Origin of the sequence: Gordonia sp. SGD-V-85, assembly GCF_001456905.1 — a bacterium.
Lineage (GTDB): Bacteria > Actinomycetota > Actinomycetes > Mycobacteriales > Mycobacteriaceae > Gordonia > Gordonia hongkongensis.
Genome location: NZ_LNQO01000011.1, coordinates 82,220 through 106,668, shown reverse-complemented (window position 1 = coordinate 106,668; position 24,449 = coordinate 82,220). Strand labels below are relative to the sequence as shown.

The following is a 24,449-nucleotide window of genomic DNA, read 5'->3' as shown; positions in this document are numbered from 1 at the left end:
GCGGGTCGCGTCGACGAACCTCGGTCGGGTGGTGGTCTAATCCGAGGTTCGCTTGTTGTAGGCGCGCAGCGCGAACGGCGCGAAGATGAGCGTCAGCGCGACCGTCCAGATCAGGGTGGCGAGGACCGGATATTGCAGCGGGAGAGCCGCATCCGGACCGAATGCCGGGCCGTTACCCCACAGCACACGCAATGCCTGGACCAGTGACGACATCGGGTTCCATTCGGCGATCGTCCGGAGCCAGGTGGGCATCGGCTCGGTCGGGACGAACGCGTTCGACAGGAACGTGATCGGGAACAGGACCGAGAACATGAAGCCGTTGACGGCCTCGACCGTCCGCAGCCACGAACCGATGAGGATGCCGAACCAGATCATCGCGAAGCCGAAGAGCAGGAGCAGCGCGAATGCGAGGACCGCCTCACCGAACGAGCCCCGGATCCGCCAGCCGATGGCCAGGCCGGTCACGGCCATGACGACGATGCCGATCGAACTGTGGAGCAGGCTGGCGATACTGCGTCCGATCAACACCGACGACCGTTGGATGGGCAGTGACCGGAACCGGTCGATGATGCCCTTCTCAAGGTCGGCGGTGATGCCCGTGGACACGATGAACGCGGTGAACACGATCGTCTGACCCATGATGCCCGGGAGCAGGAACTCCTTGTACGACGCCGAGTCGGTCTGGATCGACGCGCCGAACACGTACGCGAACAGCAGCACGAACATGATCGGCTGAATGGTCACGTCGGAGAGCATCTCCGGCATCCGTTTGGTGTGGATCATGTTGCGCTTCACCATGATCCACGCCTGTTGCCAGATCGTGGTGGGGTGGATCCGCGGCTTGTCCGCGACCACAGCGTGGGTCTGTGCCGTGGTGGTCATCAGGAACGCTCCTCGTCGGTGGTGTTGTCGGTGTCGTCGGTGTTGCTCGACTCCTCGGCGCGGTGGCCGGTGAGGGAGAGGAAGACGTCGTCGAGGCTCGGCCGGGAGAGTCCGAAGTCGTCGACGGAGATGCCACTCTCGTCGAACCAGGCGGCGACGCGGGGCAGGTCGCCCAGGCCGGCTGCGGCTGTCGTGAGCCGGCGGGCCGCCACGTCGACGAACACCTCCGCCCCGTTCTTGCGCAACAGCGACTCGGCGGTCGTCAGGTCGTCGGCGTGCGAGACGGTCAGCACCAGGCTGGCCGAACCGGCCTGCTCCTTGAGCTGCAGTGACGTGCCGTGCGCGATGATGGTGCCCTTGTCGATGACGACGATGTCGTCGGCGAGTTGGTCGGCCTCCTCCAGATACTGCGTGGTGAGCAGCAACGTGGTTCCGTCGGCGACCAGATCGCGCAGGACGTCCCAGAGTTCGGAACGGCTGCGCGGGTCGAGGCCGGTGGTCGGCTCGTCGAGGAAGAGCACCGGTGGCGTGGCCAGCAGGCTGACCGCGAGGTCGAGTCGGCGGCGCATTCCGCCGGAATAGGACTTGACCTGTTTGTCACCGGCCTCTGAGAGGGAGAACTGCTCGAGGAGTTCCTCCGATCGACGCGCGAGGGTCTTGCGTCCGATGCCGTACAGACCGCCGATCATGCGGAGGTTCTCGCGGCCGGTCAGGATCTCGTCGACCGTGGCCGCCTGGCCGGTGAGGCCCATGTTCTGGCGGACCATCCCGGGCTGTTCCCGGACGTCGTAGCCGGCGATGCGGGCTGTCCCGCTCGTGGGCGGCGACAGGGTGGTCATCATTCGGACAGTGGTGGTCTTGCCGGCGCCGTTGGGGCCCAGCAGGCCGAGCACGGAACCCCGCGGCACGGTGAAACTGACGCCGTCGACCGCCGTGAAATCGCCGAAGCGTTTTACGAGGTCGATGGCCTCGATGGCGACATCGGCCGTCGCGACTTCTCCCGGCGCGGTGGTGGGAACTGTGACTGAGCTCATGTTTCTCCACGGTATAGAGGGGGTGTGACAGCCGCGACCGAATTACGTGGCGCGCGGGTGACGTCAGGGAACAATTCAGGGCATGTTCGGGGTGTGGCGATCTCGTACTCGAAGTCAGACCGTCTGCCCGCACCGAATTCATCGGTTGCGGGGCTGCGAATCCGACGGTCGGACCGAAACCGAGCGTAAGACTTCAAGTTGAGTTGAAGTCAACCTTTTTGAGATCCGTGCCTGCGGATGCCGGAGACCGATATCTCCGCATATGCGGATAAGATGTCGTCGTGACCGCTATTCGGATCAAAGACGCAGCCACTCTGCTCGGCGTCAGTGACGACACGGTTCGACGGTGGGTGGCCACCGGCGTCTTGGAACAGTCCGATGGCGGACCGGTCGCCACCGTTGATGGCGCACGGCTCGCCGCGCTGGCCCGCGAGCGCGCGGTGGCACCGGACGACTGGGCATCGGTCGGACGCTCGGCGCGTAATCGGTTCACCGGTCTCGTCACCGATGTCCGCACGGACGCGGTGATGGCTCAGGTGACCCTGCAATGCGGTCCGTTCGAGGTGACGTCGTTGATGAGTGCGGACGCAGTTCACGAACTCGATCTACGGCCCGGCGTCGTGGCCACGGCCGTCGTCAAGGCGACGACGGTGATCGTCGAGACCAACAGGGAGGCCAGATGAGGAGGTCCATCGTCGCGGTCGCCGCGGCCGGACTGCTGATCGTGGCAGGGTCCTCGTCCGGTGGCTCAGATGCCGGCGGGTCTGCGGCCTCGACCCTCGACATCTCGGCGGCGGCGTCGCTGAAGACGACGTTCACGGCGATCGCCGATGAGTTCGAGGCACAGCACGACGGCGTCACGGTACGACTCTCGTTCGACGGATCGTCGACGCTGGCCAACCAGATCCAGCAGGGGGCGCCGGCCGATGTGTTCGCGAGCGCCGACGAGAAGAACATGCGCAAGCTGGGTGATCTCGCCGTCGACCCGGCGGTCTTCGCCACCAACACACTCGTGATCGTCACGGCGCCGGGCAATCCCCGCGGGATCCGGTCATTCTCCGATCTGAACAAGCCTGACGTCACGACGGTCATCTGCCAGTCGGCTCAACCGTGCGGCGCCGCGACCGAGACCGTCGAGCGCAACACCGGTGTCACCATCGACGCCGCCTCGGAGGAACAGTCGGTGAGCGCGGTGCTGACCAAGGTGACGACCGGCCAAGCGGATGCGGGCGTGGTGTATGTGACCGACGCGCGCGGAGCCGGCGACAGGGTGGCCACCGTGACCGATCCGGCATTCGCCGCCGTGGTCAACTCCTATCCGATCGCGGCGCTCGCCGGCGCCGGGGATGGCGAACTCGCCACGCAGTTCGTCGACCTCGTCCTGGGCGCGGACGGTCAGCGCTTCCTGCGCGACGCCGGGTTCGGGGCGCCTTGAGCACGGTCCTTCGTTCCCGACGGGACCCGGCGGGGTTGCCCGGTTGGACGTACGGCTTGGCACTGATCGGCGTCGTGTTGATCGTGCTACCTCCGCTGGCGCTGCTCTTCCGTTCGCCGTGGGGCACCTTCGTCGACCAGATCTCGTCGCCCTCGTCGCTCGACGCGCTGCGGTTGTCACTGATCACCGCCGCGTGCAGCACCGCCATCTGCCTGATGGTCGGGGTGCCGATGGCACTGGTGTTCGCGCGATACGACGGTCCGGTGATCCGGGTGCTCCGCGCACTCGTGTTGTTGCCCTTGGTCTTACCGCCCGTGGTCGGTGGTCTTGCCCTGCTGTACACCTTCGGCCGGCTCGGGGTCGTCGGTGAACATCTGCATGCGGCCGGCATCGACATCGCTTTCACGACAACGGCGGTGGTACTGGCGCAGAGTTTCGTCGCACTGCCCTTCCTCGTGATCAGCGTCGAGGGCGCGGTGCGCGTCGTCGGGACGCGATACGAGGAGGTCGCCGCGACCCTGGGTGCGGGGCCGACTCGGACGCTCTGGCGGGTCACGCTCCCGTTGGTCCTGCCGTCTCTGTTCGCGGGTCTCGTGCTCGCGTTCGCGCGGGCGCTGGGCGAGTTCGGTGCGACGATCACGTTCGCCGGCAACGCGCCCGGGGTGACCCAGACCGCGCCACTTGCGATCTATGTGTCGGCCATCGACGACCCACAGGCCGCGATCCCGTTGTCGCTCATCCTGGTTGTCGTATCCCTGATCGTGGTCGTCGGAGTGCACAGCCGCCGTTCGCGCGTCGGGGGTGGTTTGTGACCGGCGCGGATCTGGAGGTGATCATCGACCTCGAGGTGCCCGCGTTGCGGGTCGAGCACCGGTTCGCCGCGGGCGCGACCACCGCGGTCGTCGGGCCCAACGGCGCCGGCAAGTCGACGATGCTGCGCGCGATCGCCGGACTGGTGCGCGGCGACGATCGGTCCCGGATAGTGCTCGGCGACAGGGTGTTCTGTGACGCGACGACCTTCGTGCCGCCCAGCCGGCGCGGAATCGCATTACTGTCACAGGACGCGCGGCTGTTCCCACATCTGACGGTCGCCGACAACGTGGCGTTCGCGCCCTCGGCGCAGCGTCTCTCGAGGTCGGAGATCAGGGCACGAGTGGAACGCTGGCTGACGGCAACGGAGGTCACCGACCTCGCCGACCGTAAACCGCACCAGCTCTCCGGCGGCCAGTCGCAGCGGGTTGCTATCGCCCGAGCGCTGGCGGCGCAGCCCCGAATCCTGCTGCTGGATGAACCGTTTCGGGCCCTGGACGTCGACGTCGCGAGCCGATTGCGGGCGCTGTTGCGCACACTTCTCGCCGATCGGGACCGCACGACGATCATGGTCACCCACGACTCGGTGGACGCTCTCGGGTTGGCCGACGACATCCTGGTCCTCGAGGACGGTCGCGTCGTCGAATCCGGTCCGACGCGTGCGGTTCTGGCACGACCCACCAGTCGTTTCGCGGCGTCGCTGTCCGGGCTCAACCTGTTCGTGGGACGCATGGACGCGGGCGACGCCGTCGTCGACGCCTCCGGCAATCGGGTCGTCGGCGGTGTCGAGGTCGATGGACCCTCACCGGGGGCCGGGGCAGCGGCCACGTTCTCGCCGCGCGCCGTCGCCGTCTATCTCGAAGCGCCGCATGGCAGTCCGCGTACGACGCTGGCCGCGACCGTCCGTGACGTCGCGCCCCGGGGTGACCACGCCGTGATGACCGCCGAGGTGGGCGAGCAGATCGTCGCCGCCGAGGTGACCTGGGCGGCGGTCGCTGACCTCGGACTCGTCACCGGACTGGCGGTCTACCTGGTGGTCAAGGCGAGTGAGGTGCGGATCAGCGGCGTAGGGCCCGGTTCGCTCTGACCGGCGAACCTCAACTCGACCGGCAGACTTCGATCGAGGTCTGGGGGTCGAGTTGAGGTCTGGCGGGTTGGGGCTCGGCCCCTCAACCGGCTATCGCGTGGCCACAGAACATACGGGCAAAGATTACGATCCCCGACGGAAGGCAGATCGCAGCGTTGATGAGGTAGCTGGTCGCGTCCGACGCGGACTGTGAAAGGCGTGCTGAGAACGCCTCTGCCGGCTCTCGACCTTCTGCGTGCCTATGCCGTCGCTCGTAGCGACGACTCATCGGGCGGATGGTCCTTTCATCAGTTAGCTTTCGCTTGATCCGAGGCCGCTACCGATCGTCATGCCGCGCGGACGGTTCCGCCGCGGTTGACGACCGCCTATTCGGCCGCCTGTCACGTGAATATGCTGATGCCAGCGAACAGTCCGACACCGAACATCGAAGCAGATGGCAGGACCGCCAAGAAGTGGCGGGTGTAGGTCCTGACGCCGCCGAACCAGTAGTCGAGCCCACGCGGAAGCGACTTTGCGAGGTGACGGGGCCGTGGTCTTCCCTGCATGTGCGGGTGCCGATCTGTCGACTTGTTCGAGGGACCTCGGCTTCTGACGTCGTGATTCGATTACATACTGCTCCCTGCGACTTGACGATGCGCGCCGCGTCATCGTCGCGCCGAACACGAACTCCGACACAGGGCTCGACCGCTGGACTGCGATCGAAGTCGAAGAGTCGGCGTGAGGTTCACCGGTAGCTCTCGGCGCCGTGGTCAGGACGTGCTGGTGAAGTAGGCCAGGACCAATCCAAGTATGAAACAGAGGATCGGGTAGGTGACGAACATCGAGAACCTCCCACTGAAGTAGGTCCTCAGTTCCCGCCACTTGTTGTTGTCGTCGTCCGCAGCCAACGGTCCTCCATCTCGGTGATCTCGCTGATTACCCGGTCCCAATCGGCGATCGGGACGGTACCGGTGAACAGGGACAGCATCGAGTGCCCATCCGATCCGCGGTAGGCCAACTGCGATCGGCGAAGGCGCAACTCGCGACCCTTGGCTGTGTAGTTTCCGTCGTCCACACAGAGATAGCCGTCTCGGTGCGCACTGTGGTTCAGCACTGTAGCGTTCTCCAGTGCTGCGATGTCCAGCGTGGTATCGAGTGTGTCCAACCGAAGGACGTCAATGGGGCCCAGGTCGAAGTATTGGACCACCACGTTCGAGACGAACTCTGGAACCGGACTCTCCGAACGTAGGAGGACTCGACTTGCGCTAGCTTCGTGAGCGGTCTCGGTGTCCATGTCATACCAGGCCGGTGCCGGCGAGAAATCCAGCGCCGGCGTCGAAGCGCGAAGCGTCGCCGTGCTGCCGAGATTCACGATCGCGTACTCGATTGCAGCGATCACGTGCTTGCTCTTGTCACGACAGAGCTCCTCCGGTGAGCAGACCGAGAACAAATGCGAGGGATGCCGGCAGGCATACCAGCACGTTCTGGAGGCGGGAAGTGACATACGCGGTGTAGTAGTTGGTTGGAAGCCGCCTGGATCGATGACGAGGTCGCCCGACCCTGACCGCCTTTCTGCTGGCCATCATCAGTCGAAAATCCCTTTCACCCACTTGCCGGTTTTGGAACCGAGATTACTGCCGATCGCAGCGCCGATCCCTGCTCCAACTGCTGTGCCAATCGGACCAGCGAACGATCCTATAGCTGCCCCCGCGGCCATGCCGCCGAGCACGCCGCCGCCCACCGCACCAACGCCCGAGGCGACCGCGTCTCCGCCATCCTGTTCACCGCGTTCGTACTTGCTCCATTCGTCGAACGCCGTGACCACCACGCCTCCGACCAAGGAACCGCGATAGAGATTGGTGCCGATCTTGTTGAGACGAGAGAGGTCATCCGGGGTCAATCCCGCGCGTCCCGCTGAATGGCGTCCGCCGGGGCGATCGGTGTCGTAGGCGTAGCGGATATCCTGGCCGCGTTGTTCGAGGGCGCCAAGTGCGGTGGTGACCGCGGGCCCCGCAAGCGAGCTTCCTGCAGGGAGCCCCAACGCGTTCTTGAGGTACTCCAGTCTTGAAGGATCGACGTCTGTGGGCTGCCCGGTTTTCAACTTTTCCAATTGCTCCGGGGTCAGGTTCATTGCGCGAAGGAAGCGCCCCCGCTGCTCCAGAGTTGCCGTGCCATTGCGCACCGCGGCGGCGTCACTGGCCGCGAGACTCGCATCGACGATCCCGCGGTTGACCGCGTTCGCAGCGGGTGTCATGCCGCCGAGTTCACCGAGTGCGGAATTGATCGCGTCTCGGGTCGCGGTGACCGCGTTATCGGCCGCGGTGCCGAGACCGATCAGCGCGGCGTGGTGTTCGTAGGCTCGTCCCGCGTCGTACTCGGCACCCTCGGGTGCGCGACCGGCGTCGAAGTTGACGGTGTACTCGCGGCTTCCGCGGTCGAGGACGTAGCCGTCGGAGTCGGCAAGGCTGGTTCGGGTCTCGAGAGCCTTCATCGCGTCGCGGATGTTGCTCTGTCCGTTCGTGAGTACGGAAGCCAGATCACCGAACTCGTCGGCAACACCGCGAATCCATCGTGTGATCCCCTCCGCGCGATCGTCGGCGGGCCCACGCGCGACCCCCGTCCACTGTGCGCGGGTCAGGTTGATGACGGGATCTCCGGCCTTTGGTGCCTCGACCTCCAGATGTGCCTGCAGTCGAGTGATCCCATTCGCGATCGACGTCATGACCTCGGGGTTCCAGGACATGACGTCGTCATAGCTGGGCGGCACGACCTATTGGACCGACAGCAGAACGCTGAGCGGGACCACGTGGTCGGTCTGCTGTCCTTGCCGTGCGGGATACGCCGTGGCGTCCTTGATCGTGCTCGCACTCGCCTGATCGGTCTCGACGGTGGTGTCTTTGGCACCGAGCACCAGTTCGGAGAACGAGGAAACCGTGCCGGACACATTGGCCAGCGCGGATGCGATCCGTTCGTCCGCACCCGCCGCCACCGCGGACATATCGCTCGAAGCCCCGCGGAACTGTCCGGCCAACTGGCTGAAGGTAGCCGTCGTACCGTCTAGGCCGGCATGCGAGGTGAGTTCCAACGCCATCAGACGAGACGCGCATCTCGAGATCTCCGTCGCTGACGCCCCGACAGCCGCTGGATCGACGATCAAGTCAGACAAAACTCCCCCTTTGACTTCGCGAACCACCATAAATATTCGGTGACGACCCTAGTCGGGCGGGGCGTGAACAGTCGGTCTCCGTCCACAGCCCGTCTCGCTCTGACCGGCGAACCTCGACTCGACCGATGGACCTCGATCGAAGTCCAGGAGTCGAAACGAGGTTCGTCGGTGGCTTACTCCCCGAGCGGGCCGTCGCGGTGTGCTTCGAGGACACGGGCCTTGAGGTGCTTGTACCCCCGAACGCGCAGTGTCGGTATCGATTTGAGGTAGAAGCGGTCATCACCGCCGAGCTGATCGGCGATCGCGTCGTCGATGAGTGTGGTTCCGGGACGGGCGGATCCGGCGAGGCGGGAAGCGATGTTCACCGGCTCGCCGAAGACGTCTCCGAGCCGGGCGAGGACGGAGCCGCGCGCCATGCCGACCCGCAACGGCGGAAGACTGTCGTCCGTGGAGAGCTGATGGATCTCGAGCGCGGCACTCGCGGCGGCGGGGGCGTCGTCGAAGGTGAACATCACCGCGTCGCCGAGGGTCTTGATAACGCGGCCACCATGATCCACGACCACGTCGAACGTGTCGTCTTCGAACGAACCGAGCAGGGACTCCAGGTCATTCAGATCGATGCGCCGGGAAAGGCTTGTATAGCCGACGATGTCGGCGAAGCCGACGATCAGGTCGATCTCTTCGTCGTCGGAGTGATCGGTGTGACGCTCGATCGCCTGCGCCATGTGCCGACGCCAGATGAGTTGCTGGATCTGGCCGAGCGCGAGGCTCATCTGGTCGAAGTCCCACGGCACCGCGGGGTCGTCGACGATGTCACGCAGCAGGTCGGCCTCCCACTCCGCGAGTCGGGACATCGTCTGTCCGATTGCCCGGGCCATCGCGATCTGGCTGGTCTCCGGCATCGCCGCCGAAGAGGATGCGAACATCCGGAGCGCGGCGAGGTCGCGATCGGAGAAAACCTTGTCTGAGGACGGTTGACGCACGAAACCGAATGCATTCCAAGCTTTCTCGGCGAAATCAGCGGACAGTCCGAGTTCGGCGACCAGTTCGTCGCGAGTGTAGCGGGGGCGGTCCCGCGCTTCCGAGGCGTCGTTCATCCGATCCGAGTCCCATCTCCGGCGTCGGCTCAGCATAGCGGGCAGGCCGGTCCGGCAGGGTCGGTCTAACGCGCGGAGAGCATCCGCATCGTCGCGTCCGATACCGTGCGGATCACGTCGTTGAGAGACAACGGGCCACCCGGGCGGTACCAGCGCCACACACTCCCCAGGACGCCCAGTACGAGACGCGCCTGGAGCATGGCGTCCCCGTCGACGAAATCGCCGGCGTCCATTCCACGCTTGATCAGGTGTGCCCAGTTGCTCTCGATCTCGGCGACCAGTTCGCGCGACCGGACGCGTTCGGCCTCTTCTCCGTCCGACCGGCGAGGAGTGCCCAGGATGACAATCTGGTTCTGGACTATTCGTCGCTGCAGCACGTCGACGGTTTCCCCGCGCAGCGATGACGCAACTGCTGAGCCGAAGGCTTCAACCGGGTCAGGAATACCGGCGGTCCCCGCTCGGAATCGCTCGATCGAATCGGCGAGCTGGATGCGCATGATGGTCAGAAGACAGTGTGCCTTCGACTCGAAATAGTGGTAGAGCGCGGTCTGTCCGATGCCGACCTCGTCGGCGATCGATGCCCACTTCGTGTGTTCGTAACCGACTGTGCCGAAGTGTTCTGTCGCGACGGTCAAAATCTGCGCGCGCTTGGATCCGGAACCGTCATCCACAGCTACCGACATCGTGCCCCCTCTCTCGTGCCGGACGTTACAACGTGGACAGCGTCGGGTTCATCTGAGCCGCGGCACGAATCAGCGCACTCCGCGTCGGCGCGGATCAGAGCGCGAGCACGCCCTTCATGAGGTACGCCATCCGCGCGGCGAACTGCGGACTCTCCGAGCCGCGTCGCATGCGCACGGCGTCGTTGACGATCGAGAGCGCCGCGTGCACGGCGACCGCGCCTTGATCGCGCTTGATCTCCGGATCGACTTGCATGAGCAGATCCACCCAGCGCGCCACATAACGTCGCTGCACGTCGACGAGATCGGTGGCGCTCGCTTGTCCGGCGAGCGCGGGGGAGTTGTTGAAGCTCACCGACAGATCCGGGGTGCTGGTGATCACGTCGACATACGAATCGACGAGCGAGGCAAGCAATTTCGCGGGGTCCGAGGTGGCGCCGTAGGCCGCCATCACCCCCGCCTCCAGGCGCGCGCCGCTGCGCTGTCCGATGGCGACGAGGATGGCCAGCTTCGACGGGAAATGTTTGTAGACACTGGGACCCGCGATGCCGACGGCGCCGCCGATCTCGTCGACGCCGACATCGGTGTAGCCGCGGTCGGCGAACAACTCGGCGGCGGCGTCGAGGATCTCGTCACGCCGCGAACCGGGCACAGAGGTGACCGTCGGCGACGTCGCGAACGGCGGTGCCGCAGCGGGGCTCAGGGCGAGAATCCGGCGGATGAGCTTCTCGATCTCGTCTCGTGCCCGCGCCCCGGACATGCGGGTGTGGTGCACGGTGAGGCTGCCGCTGACGCTCAATACCGCCCACGCCAACTGCACGGCCTCACGGTCGGTCAGATCCGTGCGCCGGGCGGCGAGCGCCGACGCCCAGTGGCCGATCACCTCGCGGGTGCGGACTGCCACCAGTTTGTTCTGTTCGGTGGTGAGGTAGTTGCTGGTCCATCGCCACAGCGATGCCGCTTGGGGACGCTGGACGGCCAGGTCGCAGACCGTCGAGATCAGCGAGTTCGCGTCGACGCCGTCGGCGAGCGCCCGGTCGGTGCAGGACTCGAGATCGTCGACGCCGGCCAGGACCGCCGCGGCCAGCAGCGACTGCTTGTCGTCGAAATGCCGGTACACCGACGGCGCGGTGACCCCCGCCGAGCGCGCGATGTCGGCCAGCGAGACCTGCGCATACCCACGCTGGAGGAAGAGCGCGGCCGCGGAGTCGACGAGCTGTCGTTTGCGGTCGGCGCCCCTGGTGCGGGTGGCGGGTTTGCGGTCAGGCATGGTGAACAGACCATAGCGCACATTCGACAGAACGCCAGACCTCTTGACCACCGGGTATAGCCAAACTAGTTATTCCGCGTTAGCCTCGGTGGGTAACCAACCAGTGGTTCGTGTGAAAGGAACACTTTCGTGCCTGATCAAGCATTCATCTACGAGGCGATCCGTACGCCTCGTGGCAAGCAGCGCGGCGGTTCGCTGCACAGCGTGAAGCCGGTCGACCTGGTCTCCGGTCTCATCAACGAGGTCCTGTCGCGTCACGGCGGCCTCGATCCGGCCGACGTCAACGACGTCATCCTCGGTGTCGTCTCCCCGGTCGGCGAGCAGGGCGCGGTCATCTCGCGCACCGCCGCCCTCAACAGCGGTCTCCCCGAGACCGTCCCGGGAACCCAGATCAACCGCTTCTGCGCCTCGGGTCTGGAGGCCGTCAACCTGGCCTCGGCCAAGGTCGCCTCCGGCTTCGACGACCTGGTTCTGGCCGGTGGCGTCGAGTCGATGTCGCGCGTCCCGATGGGTAGCGACGGCGGTGCGCTGTTCACCGACCCGGCCACTGCATACGACCACTACATCGTCCCGCAGGGCATCGGTGCCGACCTGATCGCCACCATCGAGGGCTTCTCGCGCGAGGATGTCGACGCCTACGCGGCCGAGTCGCAGGCTCGTGCCGAAAAGGCATGGAACAGCGGCTACTTCACCAAGTCCGTGGTTCCGGTCAAGGACATCAACGGCGTCACCGTCCTCGATCACGACGAGCACCGTCGTCCCGGCAGCACCGTCGAGAGCCTCGGCAAGCTGAAGGCCGCCTTCGCCGCCCTGGCCGACATGGCCGGCTTCGACGACGTGGCACTGCAGAAGTACCCGAGCGTCGAGAAGATCAACCACGTCCACACTGGCGGCAACAGCTCCGGCATCGTCGACGGTTCGGGCCTCGTGCTCGTCGGCAGCGAGGAGGCGGGCAAGCGCAACGGTCTGACCCCGCGCGCCCGCGTAGTGTCCTTCGCCGAGATCGGCAGCGAGCCCACCATCATGCTCACCGGCCCGACTCCGGCCACCGAGCTGGCTCTGAAGAAGGCCGGCCTGACGGTCGACGACATCGACGTGTTCGAGCTGAACGAAGCCTTCGCCTCGGTCGTCATGAAGTGGATGAAGGATCTGAAGATCCCGCACGAGAAGGTCAACGTGAACGGTGGCGCGATCGCCATGGGTCACCCGCTCGGTGCAACCGGCGCGATGATCTACGGCACCTGCCTCGACGAGCTCGAGCGCACCGGCGGCCGCTACGGCCTGATCACCCTCTGCATCGGTGGCGGCATGGGCGTCGCGACCGTCATCGAGCGTCTCTGACCCTTCGAGGCTCGCTTCGCTCGCTCCTCAGGGGGCGGCGGGGCGCGTCGCTTCGCTCGCTCCTCAGGGGGCAGCGATGACCACTTCACGAGAAAGAACTCTGCGAATCACCATGAGTGACAACATGATCAACTGGGAGAAGGACGCCGATGGCGTCGTCATCCTGACCATGGACGACCCCAACCAGGGCGCCAACACGATGAACGCGCTGTACCAGGAGTCGATGGCCGCGACCGTCGATCGCCTGGAGGCCGAGAAGGACGACATCACCGGTGTCGTCCTCACCTCCGCGAAGAAGACCTTCTTCGCCGGCGGCGACCTCAAGGACATGACGAGCGATCGCAGCGGTGTCTCCAAGGAGGAGATCGCCACGCAGATCACCGAGACCACCAACGCCATGAAGAAGGTGCTGCGTCGTCTCGAGACCCTGGGCAAGCCGGTCGTCGCGGCCATCAACGGTGCCGCACTCGGCGGCGGCCTGGAGATCGCGCTGCACACCCACTACCGCATCGCCGCGGACGTCAAGGGTGTTCAGATCGGCCTGCCCGAGGCGACCCTCGGCCTGCTGCCCGGCGGCGGTGGCGTCGTGCGTACCGTCCGTCTGCTCGGTATCCAGAACGCCCTCATGGGTGTTCTGCTCCAGGGCCAGCGCTTCAACCCGACCAAGGCCAAGGAGACCGGCCTGGTCAACGAGGTCGTCGGCTCCATCGAGGAACTGATCCCCGCCGCGAAGGCATGGATCAAGGAGAACCCCGAGGCTCAGCAGCCGTTCGACGTCAAGGGTTACAAGATCCCGGGCGGTGCCCCCACCAACCCGGCGTTCGCCGCGAACCTCCCGGCTCTGCCGGCATTGCTGCGCAAGCAGATCAAGGGCGCCAACATGCCGGCTCCGCGCGCCATCCTGGCCGCCGCGGTCGAGGGCGCCTACGTCGACGTCGACACCGCCGACATCATCGAGACCCGCTACTTCGTCTCGCTGGTCACCGGCCAGGTCGCGCAGAACATGATCAAGGCGTTCTTCTTCGACCTGCAGCACATCAACGGCGGCGGCTCGCGCCCCGAGGGTTACGACAAGTTCACCGCCAAGAAGGTCGGCGTCATCGGCGCCGGAATGATGGGCGCGGCAATCGCTTACGTGTCGGCGAAGGCCGGCATCGAGGTCGTCCTCAAGGACATCGACCTCGACGCCGCCAAGCGTGGCAAGGGCTACTCGGAGAAGCTCGAGGAGAAGGCTCTCGCCAAGGGCAAGACCACCCAGGAGAAGAGCGACGCGCTGCTCGCCCGTATCCACCCGACCGTCGATGCCGCCGACTTCAAGGGCGTCGACCTCGTTATCGAGGCCGCCTTCGAGTCGGTCGAGGTCAAGCACAAGGTGTTCCAGGAGATCGAGGACATCGTCGAGCCCGACGCCGTCCTGGGTTCCAACACCTCGACGCTGCCGATCACCATCCTCGCCGAGGGTGTGAAGCGTTCCGAGGACTTCATCGGAATCCACTTCTTCTCGCCGGTCGACAAGATGCCGCTGGTCGAGATCATCAAGGGTGAGAAGACCTCGGATGCCGTGCTGGCCAAGGTCATCGACTACACGCTGGCGATCCGCAAGACCCCGATCGTCGTCAACGACAGCCGTGGCTTCTTCACCAGCCGCGTCATCGGCACCTTCGTCAACGAGGCCATCGCGGCCGTCGGCGAGGGCGTCGAGCCGGCGTTCATCGAGCATGCGGGCACCCAGGCCGGCTACCCGGCCGCGCCGCTGCAGCTCATGGACGAGCTGACCCTGACCCTGCCGCAGAAGATCCGCAAGGAGACCGAGGCAGCGGCCAAGGCCGAGGGCAAGGAATTTCCGCAGCACGGCTCGAACGCGGTCGTCGACTGGATGGTCGAGAACGGCCGCACCGCCAAGAAGGACGGCAAGGGCTTCTACGACTACGACGAGAACGGCAAGCGCACCCAGCTCTGGCCGGGTCTGCGTGAGCACTTCAAGTCGGGCACCACGGAGATCCCGCTCGAGGACATGAAGGAGCGCATGCTCTTCGCCGAGTCCCTCGAGACCGTCAAGTGTTTCGACGAAGGTGTGCTCACCTCGGTCGAGGACGCCAACATCGGTTCTATCTTCGGCATCGGCTTCCCCGCCTGGACCGGTGGTGTCATCCAGTACATCAACGGTTACGAGGGTGGCGTGCCCGGCTTCGTCGCGCGTGCCAAGGAACTCGCGGGCAAGTACGGCAAGCACTTCGAGCCGCCGGCCTCGCTGGTCGAGAAGGCCGAGCAGGGTGTCACCAAGCTGACCAACGAAAACCTCGCTGCGAAGTAGGGATTTCGCTGGGTGACCAGCAGACAACAAGGGCCCCGGCCGGATTCGTTCCGGCCGGGGCTTTGTTGTGCCAAAACCGTTCCCGCGTGGCCATTTCCATCCCGCTGATCTGATCCGATCAGCGGGACGGAGACGGGACCGCGGGAAGGCTCAGTCCTCGGTCGCCACCTCGGCACCGCCGACGCTGAGGACGACGCGGGCGCCATACGGCACCGACTCGACGAGGCGCAGCTGGGCCAGTGCCGGGTGGGCATCGAGCAACCGGCCCGCGTTGGCCAGCGCGCGCAGCGCGGCGGTCTCCGCGCGTGCCGCCTCGAGCTTGGCCTGACCGCGGGTCTTCGCCGTGATCACCTCGAGGGCCGCGGTGCGGACCTCGGCCGGGACGATGACGTCGCGACAGACGACCTCGAGAACCTCCAGACCGACGGTGCCGGCTACCTCGGCAGCCGCGGCGCGGATCGGCGTGACGTCGACGGTGTCGCCGCGACGGATGAGGTCGTCCGAACCCACGCCGGCGCAGACCTCGCGCAGCGCGACCTGCGCGGCCAGGTAGACCGCGCCGATCGGGTCGGCAGACCGCTCGACGAAGGCCGCCGCGTCGATCACGCAGGCACGCAACGTCATCGAGACACGAACCGACATGGAGTCGGCGGTCAGTATCTCCTGCGGCGCGACGGGGATCAGTCGCTCGCGCAGGTCGACGTCGAACGTGGCGTCAGGCTTGCGCACACGGTGGCGGCCGGCGGGCAGCGCCTGGACGGCGGTACCCCGGTAGGCCAGCACGGTGTGGCCCGGCGGGACGGTGATTCGGTTGTGGAACAGCATGGCGATCCTCCTTCCGTTGCGTCGCAATGCTTGTCGGGTCGGGTGTGGGTTCGGATGGCGACACCGCTCGCGGGTGGACCAGCCGGTGGGGTTCGCCGCGGAGTCGCGGACGACTCGGACGACGACCACAAGACCGGCCCGGCCCGTGCTCCCGGGAGCGGTGCCGTGTCAGGACTCGAACCTGCTCGGGATGTATCCCTTGCCATCTGAAGGCGGACGAGGATTCCGACGCGCAGAAACACTTTGCGGTACCCCGCTCCGGTCTGCTGGTCCTCGTGCCGAACGGGAACTATGCCAGCGTCGTGCGCTGGGGCGCAACGGAATTAACGAGCGTTGATCCCTGGTCTGATGTGCGAGCGCAACCCCTGCTCCCTGAGGTGCGAGCGAAGCGAGCCACGAAGGGTCGTCGCAGTTCGTCTCACCGAGCCCTTCGTGGCTCGTCGCTTTCGCTCCTCGCACCTCAGGGAACAGGAGTTAGGTCGTTCTTTCGGATTAGTAGGGAGCGGGGGATGGAACCGTTCGGGCGCCGGACGCGTCCAAGTGTTTGTGATCCCGATACCCACCGATCGTTCCGGCCTCATCCTGCGCGAGCACGCGGTGCGTGCCGGATTCTCCGAAGCCGACCTCGACGAGGCGGTGACCCGCGATCACCTGGTGTGTCTGGGTCCTGGCGTGTTCGCCATTGCGGTCGGGTACCTGTTGTGGTCGCGGGGGTGACGACGCCCGGCGGCGCGACTCGACCACAAGCAATCATCGGGCGAGGAAGGCTCCCACCGTCGCCTCGAAGGCGGCCTTCGCCTCGATCATCACCCAGTGTCCGCATCTCGGGAAGATGTGCAGCTCGGCGTCGGGGATCAGGCGCATCGGGACCATCGCCATGTCGGGTGGGCTGACGCGGTCGTCGCGGCCCCAGGTCAGCAGCGTCGGGCAGGCGACTTTGTGCATCGACGCCCAGTACGGCGGGTTGTCGGACGCGGCCATGAACTGCTGCTGCATCTCGAATGCCGCTGAGCCGTACATCATCTGCGCGGTTTTCTGCGCGTCGGGATTGATCGCCGCCTCCCAGCGCTCGGCGATGAGCTCCTCGGTGACCAGGGAGCGATCGAAGACCATCGAGTTCAGCCAGCGGACCAATTTGTCCTTGTCCGGGGCGTCGGTGAACTCCTGCAGCAACCGCAGGCCCTCGCTGGGGCTGGGGCTGAACACATTCGGGCCGACGCCGCCGATGGTCACGAGCTTCTCGACACGCTCGGGCTTCTTGATAGCGAGGTTGACGCCGACGACGCCGCCCATCGAGTTGCCGATCATCGCGGCCTTGTCGATGCCGAGCGCGTCCATGAACCGGATGACCGAACCGCCGGCGGTGAGCACCGGGTGGCCCTCGACGGCGTCGCTCACCCCGAAGCCGGGGAACTCGAGAACGAAACAGTGGTGCGTCTGAGCGAAGTGTCCGAGGTTCCCGCGGTAGTTGCGCCAGCCGGTCACGCCGGGGCCGGACCCGTGCAACAGGATCAACGGCGGCGCGTCGGCGTCACCGGCCTCGTGATAGCGCAGCGTGCCCTGGTCGGTCGTCAGTTCCCGTTTGGTCGCATCGAAGGTGACATCCACGTCGACCAGACTAGAACGTGTTCTAATCCGTTGTCACCGGGTGGGCGTGATCCGGCCGATCCGCTGAGGTCAGATGCCCGACCCCGATGATGTCGTGCAGGATGCGGTGCACGATCGCGTCGCCGACGACCTCGTAGTGGACCGCCCGTCCGGATTTCTCCGAGCGGACCCACCCCTGGTCGCGCAGCTTGCGGATCGACTGCGACGCGGCGTTCTCGGTGACGCCGATGCGGGAGGCCAGTTCGGCGACCGTGGAACCCGGGCGCGCGTGCATCTCGGCGACGAGACGGAGCCGGTTCGGGTCGCTGAGCAGCATGAACCGCGCGGCCCAGGAATCCGCGTCGAAATCGGTCATCGGGCCTCCTGATGGTTCCGGCGACATAGCAATAGTTGTACGCCGATCGTTCACCGCCCTGTCGGGTGGCGGCAAACGTGTGTCTGGGAGAACATATGTCTGTGCGCACAGGTGTTGGGAGAACGACGTCGACGATCCGCGGGATCGCCATCGCAGGCGCGGCCGCGCTGATCGCGACCGCCGCGCTCGCCGGCTGTTCCTCGTCGGATGGGACAACGGCGACAGATCAGATCGTCCTCGGCGAAGGTCAGGACCTCGGCGACTTCAACCCCATGCTCGGGTATGGACAACTCGGCGTCTCGCCGATCTACGACGGTTTGCTGAGCCCGGCGGCCGACGGTGACGACCGGGTGCCCGATCTTGTGGCATCGCTCGCCGAGTCGGAGCCCGAACGAGTCGGGCCGCGCACCTGGCGGGTACCGCTGCGATCGGGTGTGACGTTCTCCGATGGCACCGCGTTCGACTCCGCCGACGTCGTGGCGACGTACGGCGCGGTCGTCGATCCGCAGGTCGCGTCCGACATCTCGACCGATTTCGCCCCGATCGTCGCGATCGAAGCAGATGGGCCGCAGGCCGTCACGGTGCGGATGAACACCGAGGCCGACCCGTCGCCGTATCTGCTCCTCGGGATCGTGCCCTCGGAGAAGGTGGAAGCGAAGCCTGCCGCCGAGTGGGCGCTGAACACGGCACCGGTCGGTACGGGCGCCTACGTACTGGACTCGCTCGAACCCGATCAGGCCGTCCTTGTGGCGCGTGAGGGCTACTGGGGTGAGCAGCCGTCGGTGACACGCCTGGTGTATTCCCATGTGCCCGATGACAACACACGGGCACAGCGCATCACCACCGGCGAGATCGACGGCGCCAATCTGCCACCCCGAGCGGCCGAGAGCCTGGCCGGCCGCGACGGTATCGACGTCGTCGCGGTGAAATCCGCTGACTGGCGCGGTGTCTCGTTGCCCAGCGCCAACGCGTTCACCGCCGACCCCGCCGCACGACGGGCGATGAACCTGGGTGTGGACCGGCGCGCCGTCGTCGACGACGTCCTGATCGGCAAAGGAGAAGCGGCCAGCACGCCGATCGCGTCGGTCTACGGTGAGGAGGTCTACGACCAGGGCGCGCAGTTCCCGTTCGACACCGACGCGGCTGCGGCGGCCCTCGATGCCGCGGGATGGCGCATCGGCGACGACGGCGTCCGCGCTCGAGGCGCCGATCGTGCGTCGTTCCCGCTGCTCTACAACGCCGAGGACACGCTGCGGCGCGACCTCGCGGTGGCGTTCGCGGCGCAGATGAAGGCCATCGGGGTCGAAGTCCTGACCCGGGGAACGTCGTGGGACGAGATCGAGACGAAGATGACCTCCGCCGGTGTGTTGCTCGGTGGCGGGGCGACGCCGTACAGCATCGACTCCCAGGTGTACGACACCCTGCACACCCGCGTGCCCGATTCCTCGCCGTACTCCAACCCGGGCAACTTCACCGCGCCTGGACTCGACGCGCTGCTCGACGAGGCACGCGAGAGTGCGCCCGGCCCCGAGAACGATGCCCGGTACAAGCGGATCCAGCAGATCTACGAGCAGCAGCCGTCGTATGTCTTCCTGGCCTTCCTGCACCACACGTACGCATCGCGAAGCGCGGGCTGGCAGCATGACGCCCCGATTCTCGAACCGCACTCGCACGGCGTCTCGTGGGGGCCGTGGTGGAACATGCCGTCGTGGCGTCAGCAGGGGTGACCCCGTCGGGTGGGCCCCGCCCGAGCGGAACCTCATGACACGGTCAGGCACACGGGATGCGGCGCTGCTGGGGACGGGTGTAACCGCAGCGGCCGGAGCCCGACGCCCGGATGTGGCGAAGACACCCGGGAAACCGCTGGGCGAGAGGCCATCGCGTCGCCGCTCGCGGGTGCGGGCTGTCGGCCGGCTGCTGGCGCGTCGTGTCGCGCTGATGGTTCCCACGGCAATCCTGGTGTCGCTGGGCATCTTCGCCATCGCCGCGGCGTCGCCCTTCGACCCCCTGACCGCCCATCTCGGTGACAACTACCAGTCCGCTACCCAGTCTCAGCGCGACGCGGTCACGGCCGCCTACGACCTCGACCAGCACTGGCTGCAGGCGTGGTGGAACTGGTGGGGCGCACTGCTGCACGGCGATCTGGGCTGGTCGTCGACACGAGGTCAACCTGTCGCCGACGTCATCGCCGAGCGCTGGCCGTTCACGCTCGGGATGTCACTCGCGGCGCTCGTGTCGGCGGCGGTGATCGCTGTCCTGGGCGGGGCTGTCATCGGGATGCGCCGGGGCGGAATCCTCGATCGCGCGTGCACGGCAACGGCCGCACTCCTCGCCGCGACCCCGCCCTTCGTGGTGTCGCTCGTCCTGGTCAGCGTGTTCGCGGTAGGTCTGGGGTGGTTGCCCACCTCGGGCGCCCGTCGTCCCGGCGACGACTATTCGCTCGACGGTCTGCTGACCCACGCGGTCCTGCCGTACGTCGCGCTGACGTTGTCGATGATCCCGTGGTTGCTGCTCACCATGAGATCCGCGGTCGTCGACGCCGCGGCATCCGACGCCGTGAACGGCGCTCGCGCGCGCGGTGTCAGTGGCTGGGCACTGCTGCGAGGCCACGTTGTTCCGGTGTCGGTGCTGCCGACGCTGGCACTCCTCGGCACTCGCCTGCCGGAATTGATCGCCGGGGCGGCCATCGTCGAAACGGTGTTCGGCTGGCCGGGTCTGGCGCAGTCACTCGTGGATTCCGCTGTCGCGCTCGATTTCTCGTTACTTGCCGCGTTGGCGGTGGGATCAGCTCTGCTCGTACTGCTCGGCTCCGCGCTCTCCGATGCGGCCGCGGTGTGGGTGGACCCACGGATCGGCATGGTCGCATGACGGCATTGGCGGCGCATCAGCATTCCGCATCGGGCCGCCGCGCCGAGTTCGCGTTCCGACTACGGTTCCTCGCCCCCTGGATCGTGATCGCGGTGATGGTCCTCGTCGCAGTCGGCTGGCCGCTGATCGCCGGTGAACAGACCGCCGATTTCGCGAGGTCCCTCCAGGCTCCCGGTGGCGAGTCGCTGCTCGGCACCGACCACTCGGGGTACGACCTCGGGGTCAGAACAGCGGAGGGGCTGCGCATCTCGTTGCTGATCGCAGCTGCCTGCGCGGTTCTCGCGACTGCGCTCGGACTGATGATCGGCATCGGTTCGGTCACCGCGGGCGGTTGGGTCGACGCGATCGTGATGCGGGTCGTCGACGGCGTCAACGCACTTCCGCACCTCGTGGTGGGCGTGGTCATCGCGGCGATGTGGCGGGGTGAGCCGGTCGCGATCATCGCCTCCATCGCGTTGACGCATTGGCCTGCGGTGGCTCGCGTCGTGCGGGCCGAACTGCTCGAGGTCACCTCTGCCGGATGGGTGGAGGCGTCGCGGCTTGCCGGGGCGTCGCGGACATTCGTGGCCACCCGGCACCTCCTCCCGGCCGTCAGCGGTCAGGTGCTGGTGGCGATGACCGTGCTGCTGCCGCACGCGGTGTGGCATGAGACGACCCTGTCGTTCCTGGGCGTCGGCCTCTCACCCGATGCCGCGAGTCTGGGCACCCTTCTCGGACAGGCACGCGGCGACGTCCTGACCGGTGCGTGGTGGACGCTGGTGGTGCCAGGAGTCGCACTGATGGTCACCGCGCTGGCGTGCGCGGCCGCGGCGTCGACTCTGCGCAGGGCCACCCTGCCGCCGGCCGGCGGGGTGTGGCGATGAGTATCGCGGTCGAGAACATCACCGTCGACATCGCCATCCGTGACCGCTGGCGCCGGTCGTTGGTGCGGGTCCTCGACGCGGTGACCCTCGAGGTACCCGCCGGATCGATGACCGCGCTCGTGGGCGAGTCCGGTTGCGGAAAATCGATGATCGCCTCCGTGCTGACCGGACTCCTGCCTCCCGGGTCGACCGCGAGCGGAAGTCTGCGGATCGACGACGAGCAGTTCCGCGACGACGCGCTGGTCGACGACCCGCGCTGGCGCAGGTTGCGTGGGCACCGCATCGGGTTCGTCCCGCAGTCCGCCGCGACATCCTTCACTCCGGTGCGCACGATCGGCGCCCAGCTCGACGAGGTCATCGGCGTCCTGGGCGGCACGTCCGATGCCGTCGAGTTGTGCCGGCGCGTACACCTCGACCCCGATGCACTCCGGTCGTATCCCCACGAACTGTCCGGCGGTATGGCACAGCGCGCCGCAATCGCGGTGGCGCTGGCCGGAAACCCGGACATGATCGTCGCCGACGAGCCGACCTCGGCGCTCGACTCGGAGCTCGCCGCCTCCGTCTGGGAACTCCTCGCCTCCGCCGCTCGGGAAGGCGCTGCGGTCCTGGTCATCACACACGACGTCGAGACGATGCGGCTCGGGTGCGATTCGGTGGCCGTCATGCGTGCGGGGCGGATTGTCGAGCAGCGCCGGCTCGATCAGATCGCGGACTCCGACGACGCCTATGTCGCCGGATTCTTCGAGGCTGCGTCGTGAACACCGGCGAGCTCCTCGTCGGTACGGGGTTGAGCGCTCACTTCGATGACACGGTCGTGTTCGACGGCCTCGACGTCGCCGTCGGACCCGGGGCGGTGACCGGGGTCGTCGGACGATCGGGGAGCGGCAAGACGACGCTGCTGCGCATCCTCGCGGGTCTCACCGCCCCCGCGGGCGGGACGGTCGAGTGGCGCGGGGACCGCCGGCGGCCCGGGGATGTCGGTCTGCTGGCCCAGCATCCGCGCCTGGTCACCAATCCGCGCTGGACACTGCGCCGGATCGTCGCCGAACCCGCGACAATTGCCGGACGTACCTGCGACATCGAGTCGGTGGCAACCCGGGTCGGTCTCGACAGTTCGCTGCTCGACCGTTACCCCGCGCAGGTGAGCGACGGCCAGTTGCAGCGGGCATGCATCGGGCGGCTCGTGGTGCAGGGGCCGCGGATCGTGCTGTGCGACGAACCGACCGCGATGCTGGACCCCATGGCGACGCGCTCGGTGACGGCGCTGCTCGACGACCTCGTCGCCGACGGGGCAGGGCTGCTGCTGGTGAGCCACGACCGACGGCTCGTGGAATCCCGCAGCCGGGACGTCATCGACCTTGATCTGCGCTGACGGTCCGGCCGGCGTGCGGGTCGCCTTGTGGCTTCGACTCGGCGCCTCGACCTCGACGCGCTCCTTCGTCGCTTGCTCGGCCCGGCGGCTGCGCTCGGTGCCGGCTCAACCAGCGGTGGGGGGCTCGACCAGCGGTGGGCGGAGGGACTGTCACATCTGCAGGCGGATGGCGTCGTCCTCGCCGAACTGGTCTTCGAGGACCTCGGGGGAGTAGTCGAGGTCGATCTCGGTGACCGGGCGGCCCCGGGCGGACTCGATGGCCGACAGCCGGCGCTGGGCGCGGTCGGCGGCATAGGCCAGGAACTCGTCGTTGTCGAGGCCGAAGGGTTGGACCTCGAACTGCTGGTTGACCCACTCGATCATGCCCAGGGCGAGCGGCAGCAGCTCGTTCATGCGTTCGCCGACGGCGTCCCAGAGCGAGTCATCGGCGGCCACGTGCCGGCGGCACGTGAAGGTTCCCCACGCCATGTGCCGGCGCTCGTCGTCGCCGATGAACCGGATCAGCTTCTGCATCCCGGGGAAGATCCCGTGCTGGGTGCAGACCTTCTGCCACGCGTGGTAACCGGTGAGTGCCAGGCTGCCCTCGATCACGTGGTTGTAGGTGACGCTGGCGCGGATCTGGTTCCGTGGCGACGGGTCGTGGTCGAGGATGTGCAGGGACGCCGGCAGCTCCTCGTAGAACAGCTGGTGGTAGTACGGATTCGCGCTGACGAAGTTCTGGAGGTCGCCGGTGAGGCCGACGGCGTCCATCCATCGCCGGAACACCTGGGTGTGCTTGGCCTCCTCGAAGCAGAACTGGGACAGGTACATCTCGTCACCGAAGCGTCCCTCGGTCGCCATCGCCTTCATGAACGGCTGGATGTCCTGGGTGACCGCCTCCTCGCCGGCGATGAACTGACTCACCAGATAGGTGGCACTCCGCCGCTGCTCGTCGGTGAGCTCGGCCCAGTCCTGAGCGTCCTGCGCGAAGTCGATGGCGACCGGGTCCCAGAACCGGGCATTGCCTTTCACGAAGAGCCGCAACGGAAACGAGTCCCAGTTGAGACCGCCTTGTCGCAATGACGAGAAGTCCTGCCGGCCCTCCGCTTTGTGTTCGATGAGAGTCATGAGATCACCAGCCAGACACTTCGGAAGTGGAATACCCCGACGCTAACCCGTTCCTCGATCCGCAGACATGAGATCGGCCAACTCTGTTGTCGCCGAGGTACTTTGCGGTGTGATGCCGACCGTCCGGCGCCGTCGTCGCTTCGGACCCGTCGTCGACGGTGCGCCTCGTTCGTCGACTGTGCGTCTTTCGCCGTCGACTGTGCAGCGGTTCCCGGCCGCCGGGACAGCGGTCGCGCCCGCCACGAAATCCTCGGCTGGAACGTCACCCCCAATCCTGTGCCATGGATTGCGTGAAACGCCTGCGAAGGTGTCATCGGTGGACCACCATGTGATCTACGTCGCATAAGCAGACGGCG

24 protein-coding genes are annotated in these 24,449 nt (G+C 66.6%); 12 read left to right on the top strand and 12 right to left on the bottom strand.

Features of this window, described 5'->3' with window-relative positions; translation table 11 throughout:
• Positions 1-36: 36 nt before the first annotated feature.
• Positions 37-882 (bottom strand): ABC transporter permease, encoded by an 846-nt coding sequence (locus tag AS181_RS14530; protein ID WP_058252273.1) that lies wholly within the window; start codon positions 880-882, stop codon positions 37-39.
• On the bottom strand, positions 882-1,916 hold the full coding sequence (locus tag AS181_RS14525; protein ID WP_058252272.1) for an ATP-binding cassette domain-containing protein: 1,035 nt from the start codon (positions 1,914-1,916) through the stop codon (positions 882-884). The genes AS181_RS14530 and AS181_RS14525 overlap by 1 nt, the downstream gene beginning before the upstream one ends.
• A 281-nt stretch (positions 1,917-2,197) precedes the next feature.
• Between AS181_RS14525 and AS181_RS14520 the strand changes: the two genes are divergently transcribed.
• Genes AS181_RS14520 through AS181_RS14505 form a run of 4 tightly spaced genes read left to right on the top strand, consistent with a single transcriptional unit; the run spans position 2,198 to position 5,248 of the window.
• Positions 2,198-2,599: a TOBE domain-containing protein gene (locus tag AS181_RS14520; RefSeq protein ID WP_058252271.1), complete on the top strand. Its 402-nt coding sequence runs from the start codon at positions 2,198-2,200 to the stop codon at positions 2,597-2,599.
• Entirely contained in the window at positions 2,596-3,351 is a 756-nt protein-coding gene (gene modA / locus AS181_RS14515; protein ID WP_058252270.1) for a molybdate ABC transporter substrate-binding protein, read from the top strand. The genes AS181_RS14520 and modA overlap by 4 nt, the downstream gene beginning before the upstream one ends.
• Positions 3,348-4,163 (top strand): ABC transporter permease, encoded by an 816-nt coding sequence (locus AS181_RS14510; protein WP_082652945.1) that lies wholly within the window; start codon positions 3,348-3,350, stop codon positions 4,161-4,163. The genes modA and AS181_RS14510 overlap by 4 nt, the downstream gene beginning before the upstream one ends.
• Positions 4,160-5,248 (top strand): sulfate/molybdate ABC transporter ATP-binding protein, encoded by a 1,089-nt coding sequence (locus AS181_RS14505; protein ID WP_058252268.1) that lies wholly within the window; start codon positions 4,160-4,162, stop codon positions 5,246-5,248. Before AS181_RS14510 ends, AS181_RS14505 begins: the two co-directional genes overlap by 4 nt.
• An 847-nt stretch (positions 5,249-6,095) precedes the next feature.
• Here the strand turns inward: AS181_RS14505 and AS181_RS14500 are convergent.
• The 6 genes from AS181_RS14500 to AS181_RS14475 all read right to left on the bottom strand — a co-directional run bounded on the left by AS181_RS14500 (position 6,096) and on the right by AS181_RS14475 (position 11,440).
• Positions 6,096-6,626, bottom strand: a complete 531-nt coding sequence (locus AS181_RS14500) for a hypothetical protein (RefSeq protein ID WP_058252322.1) — start codon at positions 6,624-6,626, stop codon at positions 6,096-6,098.
• Positions 6,627-6,812: 186 nt separating this feature from the next.
• Complete coding sequence (locus AS181_RS14495; protein WP_231742442.1) at positions 6,813-7,718, bottom strand: hypothetical protein; 906 nt, start codon at positions 7,716-7,718, stop codon at positions 6,813-6,815.
• A gap of 279 nt (positions 7,719-7,997) precedes the next feature.
• Complete coding sequence (locus AS181_RS14490; RefSeq protein ID WP_175404337.1) at positions 7,998-8,423, bottom strand: hypothetical protein; 426 nt, start codon at positions 8,421-8,423, stop codon at positions 7,998-8,000.
• 143 nt (positions 8,424-8,566) lie between these two features.
• Positions 8,567-9,490, bottom strand: coding sequence for an adenylate/guanylate cyclase domain-containing protein (locus tag AS181_RS14485; RefSeq protein ID WP_058252266.1), 924 nt, complete (start codon positions 9,488-9,490; stop codon positions 8,567-8,569).
• A gap of 65 nt (positions 9,491-9,555) precedes the next feature.
• The gene (locus AS181_RS14480; protein WP_058252265.1) at positions 9,556-10,173 is read right to left on the bottom strand and encodes a TetR/AcrR family transcriptional regulator; all 618 of its coding nucleotides are present in this window, start codon (positions 10,171-10,173) and stop codon (positions 9,556-9,558) included.
• A 94-nt stretch (positions 10,174-10,267) separates the two neighbouring features.
• Positions 10,268-11,440, bottom strand: a complete 1,173-nt coding sequence (locus AS181_RS14475) for a TetR/AcrR family transcriptional regulator (protein WP_058252320.1) — start codon at positions 11,438-11,440, stop codon at positions 10,268-10,270.
• A 129-nt stretch (positions 11,441-11,569) separates the two neighbouring features.
• On the opposite strand from AS181_RS14475, the gene AS181_RS14470 reads away from it, so the two are divergent.
• Both AS181_RS14470 and AS181_RS14465 read left to right on the top strand, forming a co-directional pair.
• Entirely contained in the window at positions 11,570-12,781 is a 1,212-nt protein-coding gene (locus tag AS181_RS14470; RefSeq protein WP_058252264.1) for an acetyl-CoA C-acetyltransferase, read from the top strand.
• Positions 12,782-12,893: 112 nt separating this feature from the next.
• Positions 12,894-15,095 carry a 3-hydroxyacyl-CoA dehydrogenase NAD-binding domain-containing protein gene (locus tag AS181_RS14465; protein ID WP_058252263.1) on the top strand — a complete coding sequence of 734 codons (2,202 nt, stop codon included), beginning with the start codon at positions 12,894-12,896 and terminating at the stop codon, positions 15,093-15,095.
• A gap of 150 nt (positions 15,096-15,245) precedes the next feature.
• Here the strand turns inward: AS181_RS14465 and AS181_RS14460 are convergent, their stop codons facing one another.
• Positions 15,246-15,920, bottom strand: coding sequence for a slipin family protein (locus AS181_RS14460; protein WP_058252262.1), 675 nt, complete (start codon positions 15,918-15,920; stop codon positions 15,246-15,248).
• Between the two features lie 546 nt (positions 15,921-16,466).
• Between AS181_RS14460 and AS181_RS25155 the strand changes: the two genes are divergently transcribed.
• Positions 16,467-16,637, top strand: coding sequence for a hypothetical protein (locus AS181_RS25155; protein ID WP_165629180.1), 171 nt, complete (start codon positions 16,467-16,469; stop codon positions 16,635-16,637).
• A gap of 33 nt (positions 16,638-16,670) precedes the next feature.
• Here the strand turns inward: AS181_RS25155 and AS181_RS14455 are convergent, their stop codons facing one another.
• Together AS181_RS14455 and AS181_RS14450 are read right to left on the bottom strand one after the other, a co-directional pair.
• Positions 16,671-17,528, bottom strand: a complete 858-nt coding sequence (locus AS181_RS14455) for an alpha/beta fold hydrolase (RefSeq protein ID WP_058252261.1) — start codon at positions 17,526-17,528, stop codon at positions 16,671-16,673.
• A 22-nt stretch (positions 17,529-17,550) separates the two neighbouring features.
• Entirely contained in the window at positions 17,551-17,883 is a 333-nt protein-coding gene (locus tag AS181_RS14450) for an ArsR/SmtB family transcription factor (RefSeq protein ID WP_058252260.1), read from the bottom strand.
• Between the two features lie 95 nt (positions 17,884-17,978).
• On the opposite strand from AS181_RS14450, the gene AS181_RS14445 reads away from it, so the two are divergent.
• The 5 genes from AS181_RS14445 (at position 17,979) to AS181_RS14425 (ending at position 22,986) form a co-directional block, all read left to right on the top strand.
• Positions 17,979-19,610, top strand: coding sequence for an ABC transporter substrate-binding protein (locus AS181_RS14445; RefSeq protein WP_082652944.1), 1,632 nt, complete (start codon positions 17,979-17,981; stop codon positions 19,608-19,610).
• A gap of 67 nt (positions 19,611-19,677) precedes the next feature.
• Positions 19,678-20,751: an ABC transporter permease gene (locus tag AS181_RS14440; protein WP_396275659.1), complete on the top strand. Its 1,074-nt coding sequence runs from the start codon at positions 19,678-19,680 to the stop codon at positions 20,749-20,751.
• Positions 20,748-21,614, top strand: coding sequence for an ABC transporter permease (locus tag AS181_RS14435; RefSeq protein WP_058252258.1), 867 nt, complete (start codon positions 20,748-20,750; stop codon positions 21,612-21,614). Before AS181_RS14440 ends, AS181_RS14435 begins: the two co-directional genes overlap by 4 nt.
• A complete protein-coding gene (locus tag AS181_RS14430) occupies positions 21,611-22,372 on the top strand; it encodes an ATP-binding cassette domain-containing protein (protein WP_058252318.1) in 762 nt (253 codons plus the stop codon). The genes AS181_RS14435 and AS181_RS14430 overlap by 4 nt, the downstream gene beginning before the upstream one ends.
• Positions 22,369-22,986, top strand: coding sequence for an ABC transporter ATP-binding protein (locus AS181_RS14425; protein WP_058252257.1), 618 nt, complete (start codon positions 22,369-22,371; stop codon positions 22,984-22,986). Before AS181_RS14430 ends, AS181_RS14425 begins: the two co-directional genes overlap by 4 nt.
• 150 nt (positions 22,987-23,136) lie before the next feature.
• On the opposite strand, the gene AS181_RS14420 is transcribed toward AS181_RS14425, so the two are convergent.
• Positions 23,137-24,093, bottom strand: a complete 957-nt coding sequence (locus AS181_RS14420; protein ID WP_058252256.1) for a R2-like ligand-binding oxidase — start codon at positions 24,091-24,093, stop codon at positions 23,137-23,139.
• Positions 24,094-24,449 lie beyond the last annotated feature (356 nt).

Coding starts and splice junctions, on each gene's coding strand:
- AS181_RS14530 (WP_058252273.1), bottom strand. CDS start 882: ATGACCACCACGGCACAGACCCACGCTGTGGTCGCGGACAAGCCGCGG.
- AS181_RS14525 (WP_058252272.1), bottom strand. CDS start 1,916: ATGAGCTCAGTCACAGTTCCCACCACCGCGCCGGGAGAAGTCGCGACG.
- modA (WP_058252270.1), top strand. CDS start 2,596: ATGAGGAGGTCCATCGTCGCGGTCGCCGCGGCCGGACTGCTGATCGTG.
- AS181_RS14495 (WP_231742442.1), bottom strand. CDS start 7,718: ATGAAGGCTCTCGAGACCCGAACCAGCCTTGCCGACTCCGACGGCTAC.
- AS181_RS14490 (WP_175404337.1), bottom strand. CDS start 8,423: ATGGTGGTTCGCGAAGTCAAAGGGGGAGTTTTGTCTGACTTGATCGTC.
- AS181_RS14485 (WP_058252266.1), bottom strand. CDS start 9,490: ATGAACGACGCCTCGGAAGCGCGGGACCGCCCCCGCTACACTCGCGAC.
- AS181_RS14480 (WP_058252265.1), bottom strand. CDS start 10,173: ATGTCGGTAGCTGTGGATGACGGTTCCGGATCCAAGCGCGCGCAGATT.
- AS181_RS14475 (WP_058252320.1), bottom strand. CDS start 11,440: ATGCCTGACCGCAAACCCGCCACCCGCACCAGGGGCGCCGACCGCAAA.
- AS181_RS14465 (WP_058252263.1), top strand. CDS start 12,894: ATGAGTGACAACATGATCAACTGGGAGAAGGACGCCGATGGCGTCGTC.
- AS181_RS14460 (WP_058252262.1), bottom strand. CDS start 15,920: ATGCTGTTCCACAACCGAATCACCGTCCCGCCGGGCCACACCGTGCTG.
- AS181_RS14450 (WP_058252260.1), bottom strand. CDS start 17,883: ATGACCGATTTCGACGCGGATTCCTGGGCCGCGCGGTTCATGCTGCTC.
- AS181_RS14445 (WP_082652944.1), top strand. CDS start 17,979: ATGTCTGTGCGCACAGGTGTTGGGAGAACGACGTCGACGATCCGCGGG.
- AS181_RS14435 (WP_058252258.1), top strand. CDS start 20,748: ATGACGGCATTGGCGGCGCATCAGCATTCCGCATCGGGCCGCCGCGCC.
- AS181_RS14430 (WP_058252318.1), top strand. CDS start 21,611: ATGAGTATCGCGGTCGAGAACATCACCGTCGACATCGCCATCCGTGAC.
- AS181_RS14420 (WP_058252256.1), bottom strand. CDS start 24,093: ATGACTCTCATCGAACACAAAGCGGAGGGCCGGCAGGACTTCTCGTCA.